This is a genomic window from Actinocorallia populi, assembly GCF_002995495.1.
Lineage (GTDB): Bacteria > Actinomycetota > Actinomycetes > Streptosporangiales > Streptosporangiaceae > Actinocorallia > Actinocorallia populi.
The window spans coordinates 220,841-238,494 of the sequence record NZ_PVZV01000012.1 but is presented as its reverse complement, the minus strand read 5'-3'; the positions used below and the strand labels follow the sequence as shown (position 1 = coordinate 238,494).

15 protein-coding genes are annotated in these 17,654 nt (G+C 72.4%); 10 read left to right on the top strand and 5 right to left on the bottom strand.

The genetic code is table 11. From position 1 onward, the window contains the following. Positions 1 to 148 precede the first annotated feature (148 nt). The 4 genes from C2865_RS36825 to C2865_RS36810 form a co-directional block, all read right to left on the bottom strand. Complete coding sequence (locus C2865_RS36825; RefSeq protein ID WP_157964067.1) at positions 149 to 1,006, bottom strand: DUF4097 family beta strand repeat-containing protein; 858 nt, start codon at positions 1,004 to 1,006, stop codon at positions 149 to 151. A 79-nt stretch (positions 1,007 to 1,085) separates the two neighbouring features. Next, on the bottom strand, positions 1,086 to 1,619 hold the full coding sequence (locus C2865_RS36820; RefSeq protein WP_106403366.1) for a toxin-antitoxin system HicB family antitoxin: 534 nt from the start codon (positions 1,617 to 1,619) through the stop codon (positions 1,086 to 1,088). A 168-nt stretch (positions 1,620 to 1,787) separates the two neighbouring features. After that, positions 1,788 to 2,798, bottom strand: a complete 1,011-nt coding sequence (locus C2865_RS36815) for an NAD(P)H-dependent flavin oxidoreductase (RefSeq protein ID WP_232836012.1) — start codon at positions 2,796 to 2,798, stop codon at positions 1,788 to 1,790. Positions 2,799 to 2,915: 117 nt separating this feature from the next. Beyond that, a complete protein-coding gene (locus C2865_RS36810) occupies positions 2,916 to 6,062 on the bottom strand; it encodes a bifunctional cytochrome P450/NADPH--P450 reductase (protein ID WP_106403364.1) in 3,147 nt (1,048 codons plus the stop codon). A gap of 47 nt (positions 6,063 to 6,109) precedes the next feature. Here C2865_RS36810 and C2865_RS36805 point away from each other — a divergent pair, with 47 nt between their 5' ends. From C2865_RS36805 to C2865_RS36785, 5 genes are all read left to right on the top strand, one after another. Further along, complete coding sequence (locus tag C2865_RS36805) at positions 6,110 to 6,673, top strand: TetR/AcrR family transcriptional regulator (RefSeq protein WP_157964066.1); 564 nt, start codon at positions 6,110 to 6,112, stop codon at positions 6,671 to 6,673. A gap of 226 nt (positions 6,674 to 6,899) precedes the next feature. After that, a complete protein-coding gene (locus C2865_RS36800) occupies positions 6,900 to 8,018 on the top strand; it encodes a sensor histidine kinase (RefSeq protein ID WP_198653859.1) in 1,119 nt (372 codons plus the stop codon). Then, positions 8,015 to 8,668 (top strand): response regulator, encoded by a 654-nt coding sequence (locus tag C2865_RS36795; RefSeq protein WP_106403359.1) that lies wholly within the window; start codon positions 8,015 to 8,017, stop codon positions 8,666 to 8,668. The genes C2865_RS36800 and C2865_RS36795 overlap by 4 nt, the downstream gene beginning before the upstream one ends. Before the next feature lie 147 nt (positions 8,669 to 8,815). Further along, positions 8,816 to 9,403: a hypothetical protein gene (locus tag C2865_RS36790; protein ID WP_106403357.1), complete on the top strand. Its 588-nt coding sequence runs from the start codon at positions 8,816 to 8,818 to the stop codon at positions 9,401 to 9,403. A 333-nt stretch (positions 9,404 to 9,736) separates the two neighbouring features. Then, positions 9,737 to 10,339, top strand: coding sequence for a hypothetical protein (locus C2865_RS36785; RefSeq protein WP_106403356.1), 603 nt, complete (start codon positions 9,737 to 9,739; stop codon positions 10,337 to 10,339). A 145-nt stretch (positions 10,340 to 10,484) separates the two neighbouring features. Here the strand turns inward: C2865_RS36785 and C2865_RS36780 are convergent, their stop codons facing one another. Next, positions 10,485 to 11,105: a TetR/AcrR family transcriptional regulator gene (locus C2865_RS36780; RefSeq protein WP_106403355.1), complete on the bottom strand. Its 621-nt coding sequence runs from the start codon at positions 11,103 to 11,105 to the stop codon at positions 10,485 to 10,487. Positions 11,106 to 11,197: 92 nt separating this feature from the next. On the opposite strand from C2865_RS36780, the gene C2865_RS36775 reads away from it, so the two are divergent. The 5 genes from C2865_RS36775 to C2865_RS36755 all read left to right on the top strand — a co-directional run bounded on the left by C2865_RS36775 (position 11,198) and on the right by C2865_RS36755 (position 17,526). Further along, entirely contained in the window at positions 11,198 to 12,646 is a 1,449-nt protein-coding gene (locus C2865_RS36775) for a carotenoid oxygenase family protein (protein ID WP_157964065.1), read from the top strand. Continuing rightward, on the top strand, positions 12,643 to 13,485 hold the full coding sequence (locus C2865_RS36770; protein WP_106403405.1) for an alpha/beta fold hydrolase: 843 nt from the start codon (positions 12,643 to 12,645) through the stop codon (positions 13,483 to 13,485). The genes C2865_RS36775 and C2865_RS36770 overlap by 4 nt, the downstream gene beginning before the upstream one ends. Before the next feature lie 114 nt (positions 13,486 to 13,599). Next, positions 13,600 to 14,166 (top strand): TetR/AcrR family transcriptional regulator, encoded by a 567-nt coding sequence (locus tag C2865_RS36765; protein WP_106403351.1) that lies wholly within the window; start codon positions 13,600 to 13,602, stop codon positions 14,164 to 14,166. Between the two features lie 118 nt (positions 14,167 to 14,284). Next, the gene (locus C2865_RS36760) at positions 14,285 to 16,123 is read left to right on the top strand and encodes an MFS transporter (RefSeq protein WP_198653858.1); all 1,839 of its coding nucleotides are present in this window, start codon (positions 14,285 to 14,287) and stop codon (positions 16,121 to 16,123) included. A 56-nt stretch (positions 16,124 to 16,179) separates the two neighbouring features. Further along, positions 16,180 to 17,526 carry a carotenoid oxygenase family protein gene (locus C2865_RS36755; protein ID WP_106403346.1) on the top strand — a complete coding sequence of 449 codons (1,347 nt, stop codon included), beginning with the start codon at positions 16,180 to 16,182 and terminating at the stop codon, positions 17,524 to 17,526. Positions 17,527 to 17,654 lie beyond the last annotated feature (128 nt).

Sequence of the window (17,654 nt, the reverse complement as noted above, 5' to 3'; positions counted from 1 at the left end):
CCGTTCGGACCCAGCAAGGCCAGCACCGTCCCCTGCGGAACGGAGAAGCTCAACCCGTCCAGGGCATTCCTCTCGCCATATCTCTTGACCAGCCCTTCGGCCGTGATCGCATCACTCATGGGGGGACTCCTTACGGGTGTTCGGGAGGTCAGGAACGGTGGACGGTGATGTCGCCCCAGTTGGTCTGCGCACGTACCTCGACGACCGCGTCGGCGGTCTCGGGACCGTCGGCGGCGGTCAGGGTGTTGCGCACCACGCCGTTCTTGGTGTGCAGGTCCAGGCGGGCGGCCGTGCCCTCGGGGATGCCGATGCCGACCTTGCCGTGGCCGCCTTCCACGTGGACGGTGCCGCTCACCGCCGCTTCGATCCGGATCCGGCCGTGCGCGGACCTGGCGGTCAGGCCGCCCAGCGCGCGGCCGACGGTGATCTCGCCGACGCCGGTCTTCAGCTGCAGGTCGCCGGTCACCTCGCCCAGGATGATGGCGCCGGTGGAGTTCTTCACCGTGCCGGAACCGTCGACGGCCCCGATCCGGATCGGCCCGACCGAGCCGGTCACCTCGACGGGTCCGCTCACCCGACCCACCCAGATCTCGCCGTTGGACGCCCTGACCTCCAGCGGGCCGACCTCCTCCAGGCGCAGGTCGCCGTTCATGCTGTGCAGGAAGGTCCGGCCGAGCGAGCCGGTGGCGACGAAGTCCGTGATGCCGCCCGCGGCGCATCTGCCCTCGACGCGGGAGCCGGCCGGCAGGGCGACGGTCACCTCGACGGAGCCGCGCCAGCTCCGCAGGTACGCCAGGGCCTTGGGCCTGGGGCCCTTGACCAGCAGGCGCCCGCCGGAGAACTCGACGGCCGTCTGCTCTGCGGCCTGCACGCTCGCCTCGTTGGACGGGTCGCTGGGGCGTACCTCGACCACGGTGTCGGCGCGGTCGCCTGCGTGGACGAGGACCTGGCCGAAGTAGACCTCGATCTCGGCGGTGATCGGTTCGGGAGTGTCGAAAACAGGCATGGCGGAGCCCTCCTCATGGGTCCGGTGGAGCATCCCGGCCTCGGGGCCGGGCGAAGAATGGTGACGGGTGACGGGCGGGCTAGCGCACCCAGCCGGTGTAGCTGCGGCCGCTGTGCGCCTGCTGCGGCCGGTCGGCGGGACGGGGCCCGGCGCCGGGCTCGAACGCCGCGGAGACGGCGCGGACCAGCCAGGCGTTGACCGAGATCCCCTGCCTGCCGGCCGCCTCCTCCACCCGCAGCTTGAGGTGCTCGGGCAACCGCAGGGTCATCCGCGCGGTGCCGCCCTCCTCCACTGTCGGCGGCGCGGCGGGCGGCACGGCGGGCGGCGCGGTCTCCTGCCCGCCGCCCGCGGCCTCGTAGGACGGACCCGACTGCGGCGGCGTCACCACGAACGCCGGGTCGCCGCCGCGCAGCCGCACGTCGACCGAGCCCGGCGCGAGCTCACGGGTGATCTCGTCCGCCGCGGCCGACAGCGCCTCCAGCAGGGCGAGCCTGGTGGCTGCTTCGAGAACGCCGGTGAGGCGCTCGGCCAGCGCGCGGGCTTCCGGGCCGCCCGCCTCGGCGGCGACGACGAGCTCGCGACGAAGGTTCTCCACGTACGGCATCAGGTCCATGCCACAACTATGACGCCGCTACGACGTCACGTCAAGCAGATAGTGACGTCACTTGATGCCGGATTGACGTCACTCAGCCGCGCGGCTGTCCGGAGACTCCTTACCGGTGGACTCTTCTCGCAGGTCCAGGCCACCTGGTCCCTCACCCGACGATGACGTCTGCGGCGCTCAAAGGCGGGTGAGATCGGCGACGATATCGGCCGCTGGGGCCTGGCGGATGTGCCTCCAGGACTGCCCGGCCCAGAGGTGGACGGTGTCGACGTCGCCTCGGGCGGCCGCCTCCTTGCGCAGCGGCGCGGTCAGGTGGTGGACATGGGGGTAGGCTGCCGGTGCCTGCGCCGAATGCTCGGTCAGGAAGCGGTTGACCAGGCCGCGCGCGGGACGTCCGGTGAACGCCCTGGTCATGGCGGTCCGGGTGAGGCGAGGGTCGGTGAGCGCGGCTCGGTGAACGGCGCTGGTGCCGCTTTCGGGGCAGCGCAGGAACGCCGTGCCCGCCATGCCCGCGACCGCGCCCAGGGCGAGCACGTCGCCGAGGTCGACGGGCGATGCGATGCCTCCGGCGGCGATCAGCGGCTGCCGGGTGCGGGGCCGCAGATCGCTCAGCAGCCTGTGCAGCCCGACGCCCTCCAGCTCGTCGTTGGTGAACGAGCCCCGATGCCCGCCCGCCTCCGCTCCCTGGACGCACAGGCCGTCGGCCGCCGCCGCCGACCGCGCCTCCTCGACCGTGGTGACGGTGACCAGGACCGCCGTCCCGCGCCGTTGGAAGGCTCGGATCAGGGAGTCGTCGGGGCAGCCGAAGGTGAAGCTCACCACCGGGGGCGGGGCGGCCAGCAGATCCTCGATCTTGGCGTCGAAGCCGTCGTCACCGCCGTGCGGCGTCCCCAGGGCGACGCCCAGCCGCCGCGCCTCGCCCGCCAGGTCCCGCCGGTAGCGATCCAGTTCGCCGGGCTCGGGCGTGTCGGCGGTGGGCATGAACACGTTCACCCCGAACGGCTCGCCGGTCAGGGCGCGGGTCCGGTCGATCTCGGCGCGCATGTCCGCGGCGGACTTGTATCCGGCCGCCAGGAATCCCAGGCCGCCGGACCCGCAGACCGCCGCGACGAGTTCGGGCGTGGAGGGCCCGCCGGCCATCGGAGCCTGCACGATCGGACGGCCGGGAAGCCAGCTCGGTTCGCTCACTCGCTCTCCTCACTCATGGCCCGACCCTGCCGCCGCGGCGGGTCGGCGGCGCGGATCCGGAGCGTACCGCGGGCGGCGGGCCGTGGTGATGATCCCGACCGCCGCCGGGCGGTGTCCTCAGGCGAAGATGTCCTGCAGGTAGCGGCCCTCGGTCTCCAGGTCGCGCAGCCATGCCTCGCCGTCGCCGCCGGTTCGTTCCGCGCAGATCCGCGCCAGTGCCCGCCGTACGGCGGGCGCCATGCGCAGGCCGTCTCCGCAGACGTAGACGTGCGCTCCGCGCTCGAGCAGCTCCCACACCCGGTCGGCCTCGGCGGCCACGGCCTGCTGGACGTACCGGATCGGATGGCCGGGCAGCGCGGAGAAGGCGGTGTGCACCCGGACGAGTCCGGCCTTCTCCCAGGTGTCGAGTTCGGTGCCGTAGAGCCGGTCGTGATCGGGGTGGCGGCAGCCGGTGAACAGCTCGGCCGGACCGGTGGCGCCGGTGCGGGCCCGTTCCTCCAGGAATCCCCGCAGGGGGGCGATACCGGTGCCGGGGCCGATGAGGATCACCGGAACGGCCGGGTCGGCGGGCAGCCGGAACGGGGGCGCCGGCGTGCGGGGGTGACCGTAGAACACCTCGCCGGGCGCCAGGCCCGCCAGGTAGGCCGAACAGGTGCCGCGGTACCGGCCCGCGCCCGACCAGGCGGGGCCCTCCACCAGGCCGACGGTGAGCCTGACCCGGCCGGGGTCGGCCAGCGGCGACGACGAGATCGAGTAGTAGCGCGGCCGGATCGGCCCGGCCGTCTCCAGGAAGACGGGGAGCGGCAGCGCGACCTCGGGGAAGCGTTCCAGCAGGTCCAGCACACAGACGCGCTTGGCGAGGATCTCATCGGCGTAGGCGTCGCCGAGCAGGGCGAGCTGCCTGCGGGTGTGCGGGCAGGGCGTGTGCGCGGTGAGCGTCTCCAGGTCGGACCGGGTGGCCGGCTCCTGGAGCTCGGCGAACTCCGTCAGCAGCAGCCCTGCGGTCACCGGGGCGTCCACCGGCAGGTGCGTCGTCCCCCGGGCGCGCAGCCGGACGACCTGGTCGCGGGGAACGCCCAGCAGACGCAACGCCCGTTCCACCTGCTCGGGGTCGTTCTTGGCGAAGACGGCCAGATGGTCGCCCGCCGTGTAGGACACCCCTTCGGGAAGGGCGGCGGTGATCGAGCGCACGCCGGGGCGGGGCGCCTCCAGCGTGAAGTCCCACAACCCCGCCGGGTCGCCGGTCAGCTCCTCGTTCTCGACCACGGTCAGCGGGACGGCCGCCGCGGAGATCACCGCGGGCCGTACGTCGGCCTCGGTGAGCACCTCCATCTCGTAGCGGGGAGCGCTCGCCGCGGCGGTCGTGCCGTACTCGGCGGCGAGCGCCGACCACAGCGCAGTGGTCCACGCGGTGACGCCGCCGTCGAAGTCGCCGGCCGCGTCGGCCTCTCCGCGCTCCACGAGCGGTACGGCCCCCGCACCGGTGAGCTTGGCGAAGGCCCGCCGGGGGAATGCCTGGTAGGTCGGCCACTGGGTGTCGCCGCAGCCGAGCAGCGCCAGCCGCACCCCTTCCAGCGGCGGGAGTTCGTCGAGGGCGTCGAAGGCTTGGGCGTTGTCGGGCGCCCTGCCGTTGTAGCTGGCGGCGATCACCACGAGCACTCCCCGCCGGGGCGGATCGGCGGCCAGGTCGTCGAGGGCGGCCAGGGTGACGGCGAAGCCGGACCGGCCCGCGCGTTCGGCCAGCCGTTCGGCGATGGCGGCGCAGGTGCCGAGGTTGGAGCCGTAGGCGACGGTGAGGGGGGTTCCGGCGGCGACCGGCTCGATCCGCTCCTCTTCGGCGGTCCGGAGCGTGACCGGTTCCGCGGTCGCGGCGCGCTCGTGGGGGCGGCGTTCGCGGACCCGGACGGTGAAGCCTTCCGGTTTGAGGGTGAGCGTCTGCTTGACCTGCATCCGGTAGGCGTGCGGGTCGCTGATCGCGAACCTCCGCAGGACGAGGGCGAGGGCCAGCCGCGCCTCGGTGAGGGCGAACTGGCGTCCGATGCAGGCGCGTTCGCCGTTGCCGAACGGCTTGTATCCGGCGGGGTGGTGGTCCTTCCTGTTCTCGGGGAGCCACCGGTCGATGTCGAACTCCTCCGGACGGTCCCAGGCCTTCGGGTGCCGGTGCAGCGCCGGCAGCAGGGCGAAGGTCTGCTGGCCCTTGCGCACCGGGTAGCCGCCGATCTCGGTGTCGGCGAAGGGCTTGACGATGAAGCCCGGAATGGGGGACCAGATCCGCAGCGTCTCGTCCAGGACGCGGGGGATCACGTCCAGCCTCATCACCGTCTCGTAGGTCGGCGCCGCGCCGTCCGGGAGCAGCCGGTCGACCTCGGCGTAGGCGCGGGCCAGGACGTGCGGGTTGCGCAGCAGGTTGTACAGGGCGAAGGAGAGCAGCCCGCTGGTCGTCTCATGCCCGGCGATCAGGAAGGTCAGCACCTGGTTGCGGATGTTCTCGTCGGACAGCCGCTCCCCGGTGCGCGGGTCCGCGGCCTCCATCATCAGGCCGAGCAGGTCCGTGCCGCCGCTTCGGCCTCCGTCGCGGTCACCGGTGCGGCGCCGCCGGATGACGTCGTCGACCAGCTCCTGCATGGCGCGGATGTCGGCCTGGTAGGTCTCCTCGCGCCTCCTGCGCGCCCTGGTGACGAAGGGGGGCTGCCGGGCGCGGACCATGGCCTCGGTCAGGGCGCGGCCCATCGCCTGCAGGAACGGGTGCAGCTCAGGGGTGGAGAAGGAGCCGAACCGGTAGTCGAAGCCGGTGAGCGCGATCGTGTCCAGGGTGAGCCGCGTCATGTCGTCGGAGACGCTCAGGTCCTCGCCCTGCCGCCCGCTCCAGGAGGCGACGAGCTCCTGCGCGACCTCGAGCATCTGGGGGAAGTACGCCTTCATGGACCGCTGGCCGAAGGCGGGCATCAGGATGCGGTGCGCGTGCCCCCAGACCTCCTCGTCGCCGCGGGCGGTGAACAGGCCGTCGCCGGCGAAGTCGCGCACGAGGGACAGCGGCGGGGCGACGCTCTTGTAGAACCGCGTCTCGTCGCAGATCTCGGCGACCAGGTCGGGATCGTAGACGAACAGGGGGCTCCGGCCGAGGACGTCCAGCCGGTAGAGCCCCTCGGGGTGCTCCCCCGCGGTCTCCACGAGGAAGTCCGTGGGCACGTCGGCCGCCAGCCGCAAAGCGTTGCCGAGGACGGGCATCCCGCGCAGGACGGGGACGGACCGGGTCGCGGACATGGGGAGCTCCTTCCATACACTGTATGGCGGACGTTACCATACGGCGTATGGCTGTGAACGCGCGCCGAGGCGCGCCCCTGACGCCCGAGGAGATCTACGCGACGGCACTGCGCCTGATCGACGCGGGCGGGGTCGAGGGGTTGTCCATGCGCAAGCTGGCGGTGGAGCTCGACGTCAACCCGATGTCGCTCTACCACCACGTGGACGGCAGGACGGCGCTGCTGCAGCGGGTCTGCGCCATGGTCGGCGCCCGGCTGGACCTGCCCGCCGCCGACGGCGCCTGGCCCGAGCAGCTGCGGGCCCTCGGCCACGCCTGCCGCTCCCTCGCCCGCCGCCACCCCTCCCTGTGGCTGTACGCGCAGTCGCACCCGGAGGTGACCGGCCACGACCACCTGATCTGGCAGGCGCTCGACCCGATCCTCGCCGCGGCCGGCGTCGACGAGAAGAGACTGGTCCACGCCCGCAAGACGCTGTTCTCCCTCCTGTCGGGCTTCGTCCTCGGCGAGACGACCGGGGCGCTGAACGAGCAGGGCGGAACCGCGGACCTCGACGAGGCCTTCGAGGCCGCCCTCGACTTCGCCGTCGCGGGCCTGGCGTCCTTCCGCTCCTGAACGACCGGGCGGCGGTTCCAGGGCCTGCCAGGCGCGAACACCTCCGGCCTGCGCGGTCGTGACGCCTGTGAACCGTCGGAGCCTCGGAATCCCTCGCGCGACCGAGGTGAACCACCCCGCACGGGCCGATACTGAGGGGATGTCGGATCGATACCGCGGTTTGAGTCCCTCCGCGCGGTGGCATCGGCGTCCGCGGCCGTGGTCGCGTACGGGTGACGGCCGTCTGGTGGACGTGCTGATCGCCGCGGCGGTCGCCGTCCCGGTGCTCGTGCCGTTCGCCACGGCGCCGGAGGCGACGCCGCTCGGCCTGGTGTTCAACCTCGGCACGGTCGTGCCGCTCGTGTGGCGGCGGCGGGCGCCGTTCGCGATCGCGCTGGTCGTGGCGGGCTTCGCCATGGCGGTGTCGCTGTACGACCGGCCGGGCCTGATGCTGCAGTACGGCGCGCTGGTGGCCATCTACACCCTCGCCGACCTGGGACGGCACCGCTGGCAGCGCTGGGGCTTCATCGGCGCGCTCGTGGTGTCGACCCCGTTCGGCGCGCTGCTCGTCAAGAAGAACGACGCGGACGAGTTCATGTTCACGCTGCTCCTGCCCATGACGGCGTTCCTTCTCGGCACGCTGGCGCGGACCGCACGGGAACGGTCGAACGCGCTGGCGGAACGCTCCGCGCAACTCGAACGCGAACGCGAGGCCGAGGCGGCGCGGGCGGCTGCGGAGGAACGGACCCGCATCGCCCGGGACATGCACGACGTGCTCGCCCACGCCGTCAGCATCATGGTCGTGCAGGCCGAGGCCGGCCCGGTGGTGGTCCGCTCCGATCCCGACCAGGCCGAACGGGTCTTCGACGCGATCGCCGACGCGGGCCGCGACGCGATGGTCCAGTTGCGCCGCACGCTGGGCGTCCTCAAGGAGGAGCGGGACCACGGCGTACGCGCGCCCCAGCCGACCGTCGACGCGCTGCCCGGCCTGATCGAGCACGTCGACCGCACCCAGGTCAGGGTGCGGCTCACGGTCGAGGGGGACAGCCGCGGCCTCCCCTCCGACGTCGACCTGGCGGCCTACCGCATCGTGCAGGAGGCGCTCACCAACACGGTGAAGCACGCCAACGCGCGGACGGCCGAGGTCCGGCTCCGCTGGACCCCTCACGAACTGGAGATCACGGTGACCGACGACGGACAGGGCCACGACGAGAACGACCCGGGCTGGCGGCGGGGCGGCGACGGCCTCATCGGCATCCGGGAACGCGTCACCGCCTGCGGCGGCACGGCCGAGGCCGGTCCGCTGCCGGGCGGCGGCTTCCGGGTCCTCGCCCGCCTGCCCTACGCGGCGACGGTGGCCGCGTGATCCGGGTGGTGCTCGCCGACGACCAGGAACTCGTCCGCAGCGGCTTCGCGATGATCCTGAACGCGCAGCCCGACATCGAGGTGGTGGGCGAGGCGGGCGACGGAGCCGCCGCGATCGCCGCCGTGGGCGAACACGACCCCGACGTCGTGCTGCTCGACATCCGCATGCCGGGCATGGACGGCATCGAGGCCGCGAAGGCCGTGTGCGCCCGGACCCGGACCCGCGTCATCATGCTCACCACCTTCGACCAGGACGACTACGTCTACGACGCGCTCTACGCCGGCGCGAGCGGGTTCCTGGTCAAGGACGTGCGCCGCGACGACCTCGTGCACGCGGTCCGGGTGGTGGCGGCGGGGGAGTCGCTGCTCGCGCCCGCCGTCACCCGCCGCCTCATCTCCGACATCACGCGCAACCGCCCGCGCGCCGGCACGGCCCCCTCCGACCGCCTGTCGGTCCTGACCGAGCGGGAGCGCGAGACCCTGCGCCTCCTCGGCCGCGGCCTGTCGAACGCCGAGATCGCGGCGGCCATGGTCGTCAGCGAGCACACCGTGAAGACCCACGTGAGCAACGTCCTGGCCAAGCTCGGCATCCGCGACCGCGTCCAGGCCGTGATCGCCGCGTACGAGTCCCGGCTGATCACGCCCTCCTGACTCCGTCGCGCGGGGGAGCCGCACCCCCTTCCTCCCCCGCGTCACCGATGCCCGGAGATCGCTCGCGGCGGCGATCCGCCCGGCCGCCGGTTCCCCCGAGGATCGGGAGCGTGAGAACGCAGGTCTCGAACTCCAGGAGAACCGTCCATGACCAGGATCGCCTTCCATCTGGCCCCCGCCCTCATGCTCGCGTACGGCGTCGTCCGGCTCGTCGACGGCCGTGACGGGCAGTACGGGCCGGGCCCCGCCTGGACGGTGGGGCACCTGCTCTTCCTCGGCTCCCTCCTGCTGTACGCAGGAGTGATCGCGGGCCTGTACGCGAGGGCCGCGGGCGGCGGCCCCGCACGACGGATCACGGCAGGCAGCGTGACCGCGGTCGCCGCCTTCGGTCTCGTGGCGTTCGTCCGCGTCGCGATCGTCGACATCATCGTCGGCCTCCAGGCCGCAGACGCAGCCGAGAAAAGCATGCTCGCCGACCGTTACGCGGACGTCCCCTCCGTGCTCCCCCAAGCGCTGTACGACATCGGTCCGATGTTCTTCATGCTCGGGCTGATCGCGCTACTCGTCCAGGTCGCGTTCCTCCCCCCGTACCGCAGGACGGCGGCCGCCCTGAGCCCCGTCCTGGCCGTCCTCGGCTTCGTCGTCATCACACTCGATCTGAACCTGCTCCCGGCGGGTGCGGCACTGATCTGGCTCGCCCTCCTCCCGTTCGCCCGCGAATCGATTTCTCGATGAACTCTCCGCATTGGCTGCACATGGTTCCCTCAGGAGGCAACAGCCCGTGCCGCCCCTTTCCATGCACACGACACCTGTCACATTCCGGCCATACATAAAACTTCTGCGAATATTGACCGATCCCCTTTCATCAATTACCTTCACCACGACATTCCCGATATTCAAGGAGAGGCCGCTCGCGCCTTTCGCCAGATGTTTCGACTCGACAGCCCAGAAATGTACGGGGCCGTCACATCCAACGGCACCGGCCCGTCGGCCGCCTTCGCCTGGAAATCCTGCGATCCGACTCGGCATCAGCCGAGCCTCGGGCATCCGTTCCCCGAAGGAGGGTCCATGTCCCGCGTCAAGATCCTGATGGCCGCCGCCGTCACCGCGGTGACCGCCGTCTCCGTCACCGCTTCCCCCGCCTCGGCCTGGCCGGCGGGCGACCTCACCGCCACGCTGGAAGAGGACCTGTCGTTCACCTGGGCCCTGGGCACCGACACCTGCACCTCCTCCGCCCTGGAGGGGAGCATCACCAGCGGCGGTGCCATCACCATCGACACGGCCGTCTTCGGCGGCTGCACCGGCACCATTTCCTCGATCGAGGCGTTGCCGGTCTCCTCCCCTTCCGCGAGGACCGCTTGGCCGAACTTGTTCTGGAGCTGGAATCTCACGCCCACCAGCGGCTACAACTACGACGGACTTCTCTCCGTCACCGGTTTCCGGGTCGCCATCCGGCTGAACGTCCTCGGCGGTATCACCTGCGTCTACACGAGTCCCTTCAGCGGCTACTACTACCACGGCACCAACCCCAAGCGACCGTTGTCCTACTACCCCTATCTCCAGTTCCGCTTCCCCGGCGTCCCCGTCCCCAAAGCCGCCTCGGGAAGCCACTGGTTCTGCCCCAACACCGTCACGACCACCGGCGTCTGGGTGGTCCCCGGCATCGTCTAATTTGTTCCTCCCGTTCAACACAACTCGTGATGCGCCTCCGATCAGGGAGAGCACTCACGCGTGGTGGCGGATCGGTCAAGGCATGCGATGACGCGGCCGAAATCCCGGGCTTCCCAAGCGGCGAGGAAGCCGACGCCGTGCGGTTTCAGGGGGCGGTGCGGAGTTCGTTCTCGGGGGCGAGGATGCCCAGGCCGAAGAGGTCGATGACGTCGTTGATGAGGGTGTCGGCGCGGGCGGGGTCGAGGTAGTCGTCGACGAACATCTGGGAGAGGCCGTAGACCAGGGCCTGGGCGGCGATGCGGACGAGGTCGGGGTCGGCCCGGCGGAGCTCGCCGCGCCGCTGGCCGGCGGTGATCACCTCGGTGATGGCCGCGACGAAGAGGCGGTGGCCCTCGTCCAGGGCGGGGGTACGGGCGGGGGTGAAGACCGTGTCGCGCAGGAGGGCGAAGCGGTGCGGATGGGCCAGGGCGTAGCGGACGAAGGCGGTGCCCAGGGCGCGGAAGGGGAGGGATTCGGCGGCCTCGACCGCGGCCAGCTGGATCGCGCCGAAGTCCACCGCGACGGCCTCGGCGACGGCCGACAGGAGGGCGGCGCGGTCGGGGAAGTGCCGGAACGGGGCGGACGGGGAGACGCCCGCGCGGCGTGCCACCTCGCGGACGACGACCGCGTCGGCGCCCGCCTCGTCCAGCAGCTCGACGGCGTGCGCGACCAGCGCCTCCGGGAGGGAGCCGTGGTGGTAGGGCCGGCCGGCCGTCCGGGTGGTCATGCAGCCAGTCCTACCACACCTTGACACCCGCCCCCGCCGCCTATGTAATCAGTGCTCACATTAATGTGTTCACCGATCACATGGGAGCGCTCATGGACATGCGGCACGGCGGCCGGGCCCGAGAGGTCGACGCCGAACTCCGTCCGAGTCAGGGAAGCGTCCCCGAGGGGCTGGCCGGGACCCTCTACCGCAACGGGGCGGGCAACCACCTGTCCGACTACGCCATCGACGGGGACGGCCTCGTCAGCTCGGTGACGTTCGCCCCGGGCGCTCCGGTGCGGGTGCGTTCGCGGTACGTCCGGACGCGGTCCTACCGGGCGTCGCTCGAGGCCGGGCCCGGACCGACCGTCCGGCTGGCCGGTTCCAACGCCGTGGGCGGGCGGCTGCGCAACCTGCGGTTGCCGCCGGCCGAATCCCAGGCCAACACCTCGGTCGCCCTGTTCGACGACCGGCTGCTGGCGCTCTGGGAGGGCGACCTCCCCTGGGAACTGGACCCCGGCACGCTCGAGACCCTCGGCCGCTGCGACCTCGACCGGGCGCTCGCGCCGGCCGGGCCGCTCGCCCGCCGCCTGGGCACCCCGTATTCGGCGCACCCGTGCTGGGACCCGGAAGCCGCCGAGCTGTGGAACTTCGGCTGCGTCTACGGCCCGCGGCCGCGCCTGGAGATCTACCGCTCGCGGCGGGGGCGGTGGTCGGAGCACCTGCGGTCGATCCGGCTGCCCCGCCGCTACATGGTCCACGACTTCGCGATGACCGCCACCCACCTGGTGTTCTGCCTCGGCCCCGTCATCCTCGACCTGGCCGCCGTGGTGTCCGGCCGGATCCCGGCGTTCCAGGCGATGCGCTGGCACGCCGACGAACCCACCCGCATCCTGCTCGTCCCCCGCGCGGGCGGCCCGTTCCGCGTCGTCGAGGCCGACCCGTGGTTCCAGTGGCACTTCGCCGGCGCCTGGGACGACGGCACGGACATCGTGTTCGACCTGGTGCGCTTCCGCTCCTGGACCGTCATGCACGAGGCCATCTCCAGCATGAGCCATCTCACCGACCCGTCCTGTCTGCCCGTCGGCCGGTTGTGGCGCTACCGGGTCAGCGCGTCCGGCAGGCTCGAGTCCCATCAGATCCACGCGCAGCCGCTCGAGTGGCCCACCATCGACCCGAGGCGCGCCACCACGCGCCACCGCCACGTCTACGGAGCCTCGTCGGGCGGCGCCACCGGCGGCATGGCGCTGTCGGCGGTCGCCCGCTACGACACCGAACATGGCGAGACCGACATGTACGACTACGGCCCAGGCCATCTCGTCAGCGAGCCGCTGTTCGTCCCCCGCGACGCGGGCGTCCTCGACGACGAGGGCTGGCTGATCGCCTACGAGAACGACCTCGCCGGGGAGTCCACCGACATCGTCGTCTTCGACGCCCGCGCCGTCGCCGACGGCCCCGTCTGCACGATCCCCGTCCCGGAGAGCCTCGGCTACACCTTCCACGGCCAGTGGGTCCGGCCCCCGAACGGCCACCCGCCGCACCGCACGGCGGCACGCGCGTGACCGCCGCCCGGATCACCGCCTTCACCCGCGACGGCCTGGTCTTCGACGTCACCGACCAGGGCCCCCTCGACGGCGAGATCGTCGTCCTCCTGCACGGCTTCCCGCAGACGTCCCGCTCCTGGGAGCTACTGGCCCCCCACCTGCACGCCGCTGGCTACCGCACTCTGGCCCCCGACCAGCGCGGCTACTCCCCCCGAGCCCGCCCGCGCGGCCGCTACGCCTACCGGATGACCGCCCTCACCGAGGACGTCGTCGCCCTCATCGGCACGGCCGCCCCGGACGGCCGCCGCGTCCACGTCGTCGGCCACGACTGGGGCGCCTCGATCGCCTGGATCCTGGCGGCCGCCCGGCCCGACCTGGTCGCCACGGTGACCGCGCTCTCGGTCCCGCACCCGGTCGCCTTCCTCCGCGCCCTCTTCACCAGCCGCCAGTTCCTCATGTCCTGGTACATGTTCTTCTTCCAGCTCCCCTGGCTCCCCGAGCTCCTCCTCCCCCGCCTCACCACGTCCATGGCCGCGCGATCACGGCTCGGCGAGGGCATGAACCCCCGGGACGCCGACTTCCTCCTCGCCCCCGGAAACCTGACCCCGGCCGTCAACTGGTACCGGGGCATGCCCTTCAACCCCCCGTCGCGCCTCACCGGCAGCGACGTCACCGTCCCCGCCCTCTACATCTTCAGCGACGACGATCCCGCCCTCGGCCCCAAGGCCGCCGCGCTCACCCGCGACCACGTCAAGGGCCCCTACACCTTCCACACCCTCGAAGGCGTCGGCCACTGGATCCCCGAGCAGGCCGCCCCCGAGGTGGCCGCCCTCCTCCTGCCCCACCTCACCCGCTGACCCGTCCGGGCGTCGCGGCTTCGACGACGGCGTACGACACGCCGTCGCCTTCGCCCGACCGCCGCGGGCGGCCGGGCATTTGACTTCCAGAAGTGTGAGTGGTTTATTACTCACATGACGACCAACCGAACACGGCAGCTGTCCACCGCGGACGAGCGCCGGGAGACGGTGCTCACCACCGCGATCGGCGCCTTCGCCGCCCGCGGCTACTGGGGCACCACCACGACGGAGGTGGCCAAGGCCGCCGGGATCTCCCAGGCCTATGTCTACCGGCTGTTCCCGAGCAAGGAGTCGCTGTTCGTGGCGGTCGTCGAGCGGTGCTTCGTCCAGGTGCGCGGCGCGCTGGAGCAGGCCGTCGCCGCGGCGCCGGGCAGCTCGGCCGAGACGGTCCTGCGCGCGATGGGCGACGCCTACGCGCGGCTGATCAGCGACAACGACCTCATGCTGATCCAGCTGCACGCCCAGGCGGCGGCCGTGTCGGAACCCGCCGTGCGCGAGGCCGTCCGGCAGGGCTACGCCCGGCTGGTGGAGTACGTGCGCGGCGCGTCGGGCGGCAGCGAGGCCCAGGTCCAGGACTTCTTCGCCCGGGGCATGCTCTGCCACCTGCTGGTGTCGATGCGCGCCGACGAGGTCGAGGCGCCCTGGACGCGGACCCTGGCGGCGGGCATCACACACTACTGATCCCCTCCCGGGCGGTCCGCCCGGGACATTCCGGCGGGGCATTCCGGCGGGGCACAGGCCCCGCCTTCTTTCCCGCACAAGAGTGAGTGGTCAACCACACACATCCATGGAGTCGATGATGCGTAAGACAGCCACGGGCCCCGCGCTCGCGGCCCTGGCCGCGGCGCAGTTCCTCGTCGTGCTCGGCAACTCGATCGTGAACGTGGCGCTCCCGCAGATCCGGGAGGGCGCCGGGCTGACGGACGGCGGCACGACCTGGGTCGTCAACGCCTACGGACTGGTCTTCGGCGCGCTGCTGCTGGCCGGCGGGCGGGCTGCGGACCTGCTGGGGCACCGCCGTGTGCTGCTCGGCGGCCTGGCGGTGTCCGGAGCGGCCTCGGCGGTGGCCGGGCTGGCTTCGTCGGCGGGCCTGCTGATCGCCGCGCGGGCCGTGCAGGGCATGGGAGCGGCGGCCGTCGCACCGGCTGCGCTGGCGGTGGTGATGGGGCTGTTCCCGCCGGGTCCCGGGCGCGGCAAGGCGCTGGGGGTGTGGGGCGCGGTCTCGGGTGCCGGGGGCGCCGCCGGAGTCCTGCTGGGAGGCCTCCTGGCCCAGGTGTGGGGCTGGCGGGCACTGTTCTTCGCCGTCGCCGCGGGGACCTTCACCGTGCTGGCGGCCGTCGCGGCGTCGGTACCGCGGTCCGCCGAACGCGGCAGCGGCCGGTTCGACCTGCTCGGCACCGTCACGGTCACCTTGTCCCTGACGGGTCTGGTGTGGGGGCTGGCCACGGCCCGCGAGCAGGGCTGGACCGACCCGCGTGTCCTGGGCGCGCTCGCCGGTGCCCTGGTCTTCGGCGTGCTGTTCGTCCTCGCCGAACGCCGCCACCCCGATCCGCTGGTCCCGCCGCGGCTGTTCCAGGGCGGCCGGGTGGCCGCGGCCAACACGCTGATGGCCCTGTTCGGATCGGTGTGGATCGCCCTGTTCTTCTTCCTGCCGCTCTACCAGCAGGAGGTCCTGGGCGAAGGACCGCTGCTCACCGGGCTCGGGCAGCTCCCGCTCGCCGGAGCGATCATGCTCGGCTCCGCCCTGTCGCCCCGGATCACCACCCGGATCGGCGCTTCCCGCGCCCTGCCCGCCGCACTGCTCGTCGAGGCCGCCGGACTGCTGTGGCTGTCGCGGATCAGCGCCGACGGCTCCTACCTCGCCGACGTGCTCGGCCCGAGCGTCCTGATCGGGCTCGGCCTGAGCGTCGCGTTCGTCCGGCTCACCGACCTGTCCATGGACCGTGTCGCCAAGGCCGACTCCGGCACGGCGGGCGGTCTCGTCAACACCACCCGGCAGGTGGGCGGGGCCGTGGGCCTGGCCGTCCTGGCCACCCTCGCCGGATCGCTCACCACCCGCTCCTCCCTTCCCCACCTCCAAGCCCTCACCGACGGCTACCGCGCGGCCTTCGCCGTCTCGGCCGCCGTCCTGCTCACCACGGCCGCGCTGGCCGCCCACCTGACCCGCACCACCCGCACCCCCGAAAGGAACCACGAGATGCGCACCATCGACGAGACCGCCCCGGTGATCGTCCGCCTGTCCACCACCATCGACGCCCCGCTGGAGCGGGTCTGGGCCCTGCACACCGGCATCGAGGCCTGGCCGACCTGGAACGGCGACATCGACAGCGCCGTCCTGGACGGCCCGGTCGAGCCCGGCGGCTCCTTCCGCTGGAGCACGCACGGCCTGGACATCACCTCGACGGTCTACGAGGTCGTGCCCGGCGAGCGCATCGTGTGGGGCGGCCCGGCCAGCGGCATCGACGGCGTCCACGTCTGGACGTTCACCGCCGACGGCGACCGCGTCACCGTCCGCACCGAGGAGTCCTGGGCCGGCGCGCCCGTCGACGCCGCCGCCGAACACCTCGGCCAGGCCCTCCGGCAGTCGCTCGAATCCTGGCTCGCGGCCCTCAAGGACCGCGCCGAGCAGCCCGCCTGATGACGCCCCCTCACCCCACGAACCGTACGAACCACATCGAAGAACAGGAATTCGCCATGACCGCCAAGCCCTACCTGACCGGCCACTACGCCCCCGCCGTCGACGAGATCACCGCGACCGGCCTGACCGTCGAGGGCCACCTGCCGCCGGAGCTGAACGGCCGGCTCATCCGCAACAGCCACAACCCCAAGCCGGGCGTCACCCCGACCCACTGGTTCAAGGGCAGCGGCATGGTCCACGGCATCCGGCTCCGCGACGGCCGCGCCGAGTGGTACCGCAACCGCTGGGTCCGCACGCCCGCCCTCGAGGGCGCCCCCTACATGACCGAGCGCGGGGTGGACCTGACCGCGAGCACCGCCGGCACCCACGTCATCGAACACGCGGGCCGCCTGCTGGCGCTGTGCGAGGCGAACTTCCCGTTCGAGCTCGACGCCGAGCTGGAGACCGTGGGCGCCTACGACTTCGACGGCAGGCTCCGCTCCGCCATGACCGCCCACCCCAAGACCGACCCCGTCACCGGCGAGCTGCACTTCTTCGGCTCCTCGCCGTTCCCGCCCTACCTCATCTACTACATCGCCGACGCCGAGGGCCGGATCGTCCACAGCGCCGAGATCCCCGGCGCGACCGCCTCCCTCAAGCACGACTTCGCCATCACCCGCCAGCACATCGTCTTCATCGAAGGGGCCGTCACCTTCGACCCCGCCGAGCACTCCGGCATCCCCTACGGCTGGAGCGACGCGCAGCCCTCCCGCATCGGCGTCATGCCCCGCACCGCCGACGGCGCCACGAAGATCCGCTGGTTCGACATCGAGCCCGGCAACATGCTCCACGCCGCCAACGCCTACGAGGACCCCAGCGGCGGCATCGTCCTGGAAGGCCCCACCGTCGACCGCGAAGGCTTCCAGCTGTCCTGGAACTGGTGGGTCGGCGCGCCCGGCCGCGGCACCGAGCCCAACACCCGCTCCTACACCCGCCGCTGGCGCATCGACCTGGAGCGCGGCTCGGTCGACGAGCAGGTCATCGACGACCTCGCCGTGGAGTTCCCCACCCTCAACGAGGACTACCTCGGCGCCGAGAACCGCTACACCTACGCCATCTCCTTCCCCGACCAGGACGGCAACGGCGGCTACGGCGTCGTCAAGTACGACCGCACCACCGGCGCCCGCCGCGTCCACCAGGTCGGCGACGCCCGCCTGCCCAGCGAGGCCGTCTTCGTCCCCGCCGCAGGCGCCGCGAACGAGGACGACGGCTACCTGCTCACCGTCATCTCCGACCTCGAGCAGGACTCCTCCCGCCTGCTGGTCCTGGACGCCTCCGACCTCGACCAGATCGCCGCGGTCCAGCTCCCGCGCCGCGTCACCGGCGGCATCCACGGCTCCTGGATTCCTGACACCGCCCTGTAAGCGGCCTTCGGGGCGGCCCCGTTCCGGGGCCGCCCCGCGCCCGCCTGCGGGCCGCACCCCACCTCCCCTTCTGCGCGAGAAAGGTCCTCCCTTGTCCCCCGACGGGATCCTCCTGGCCGCCCGTATGT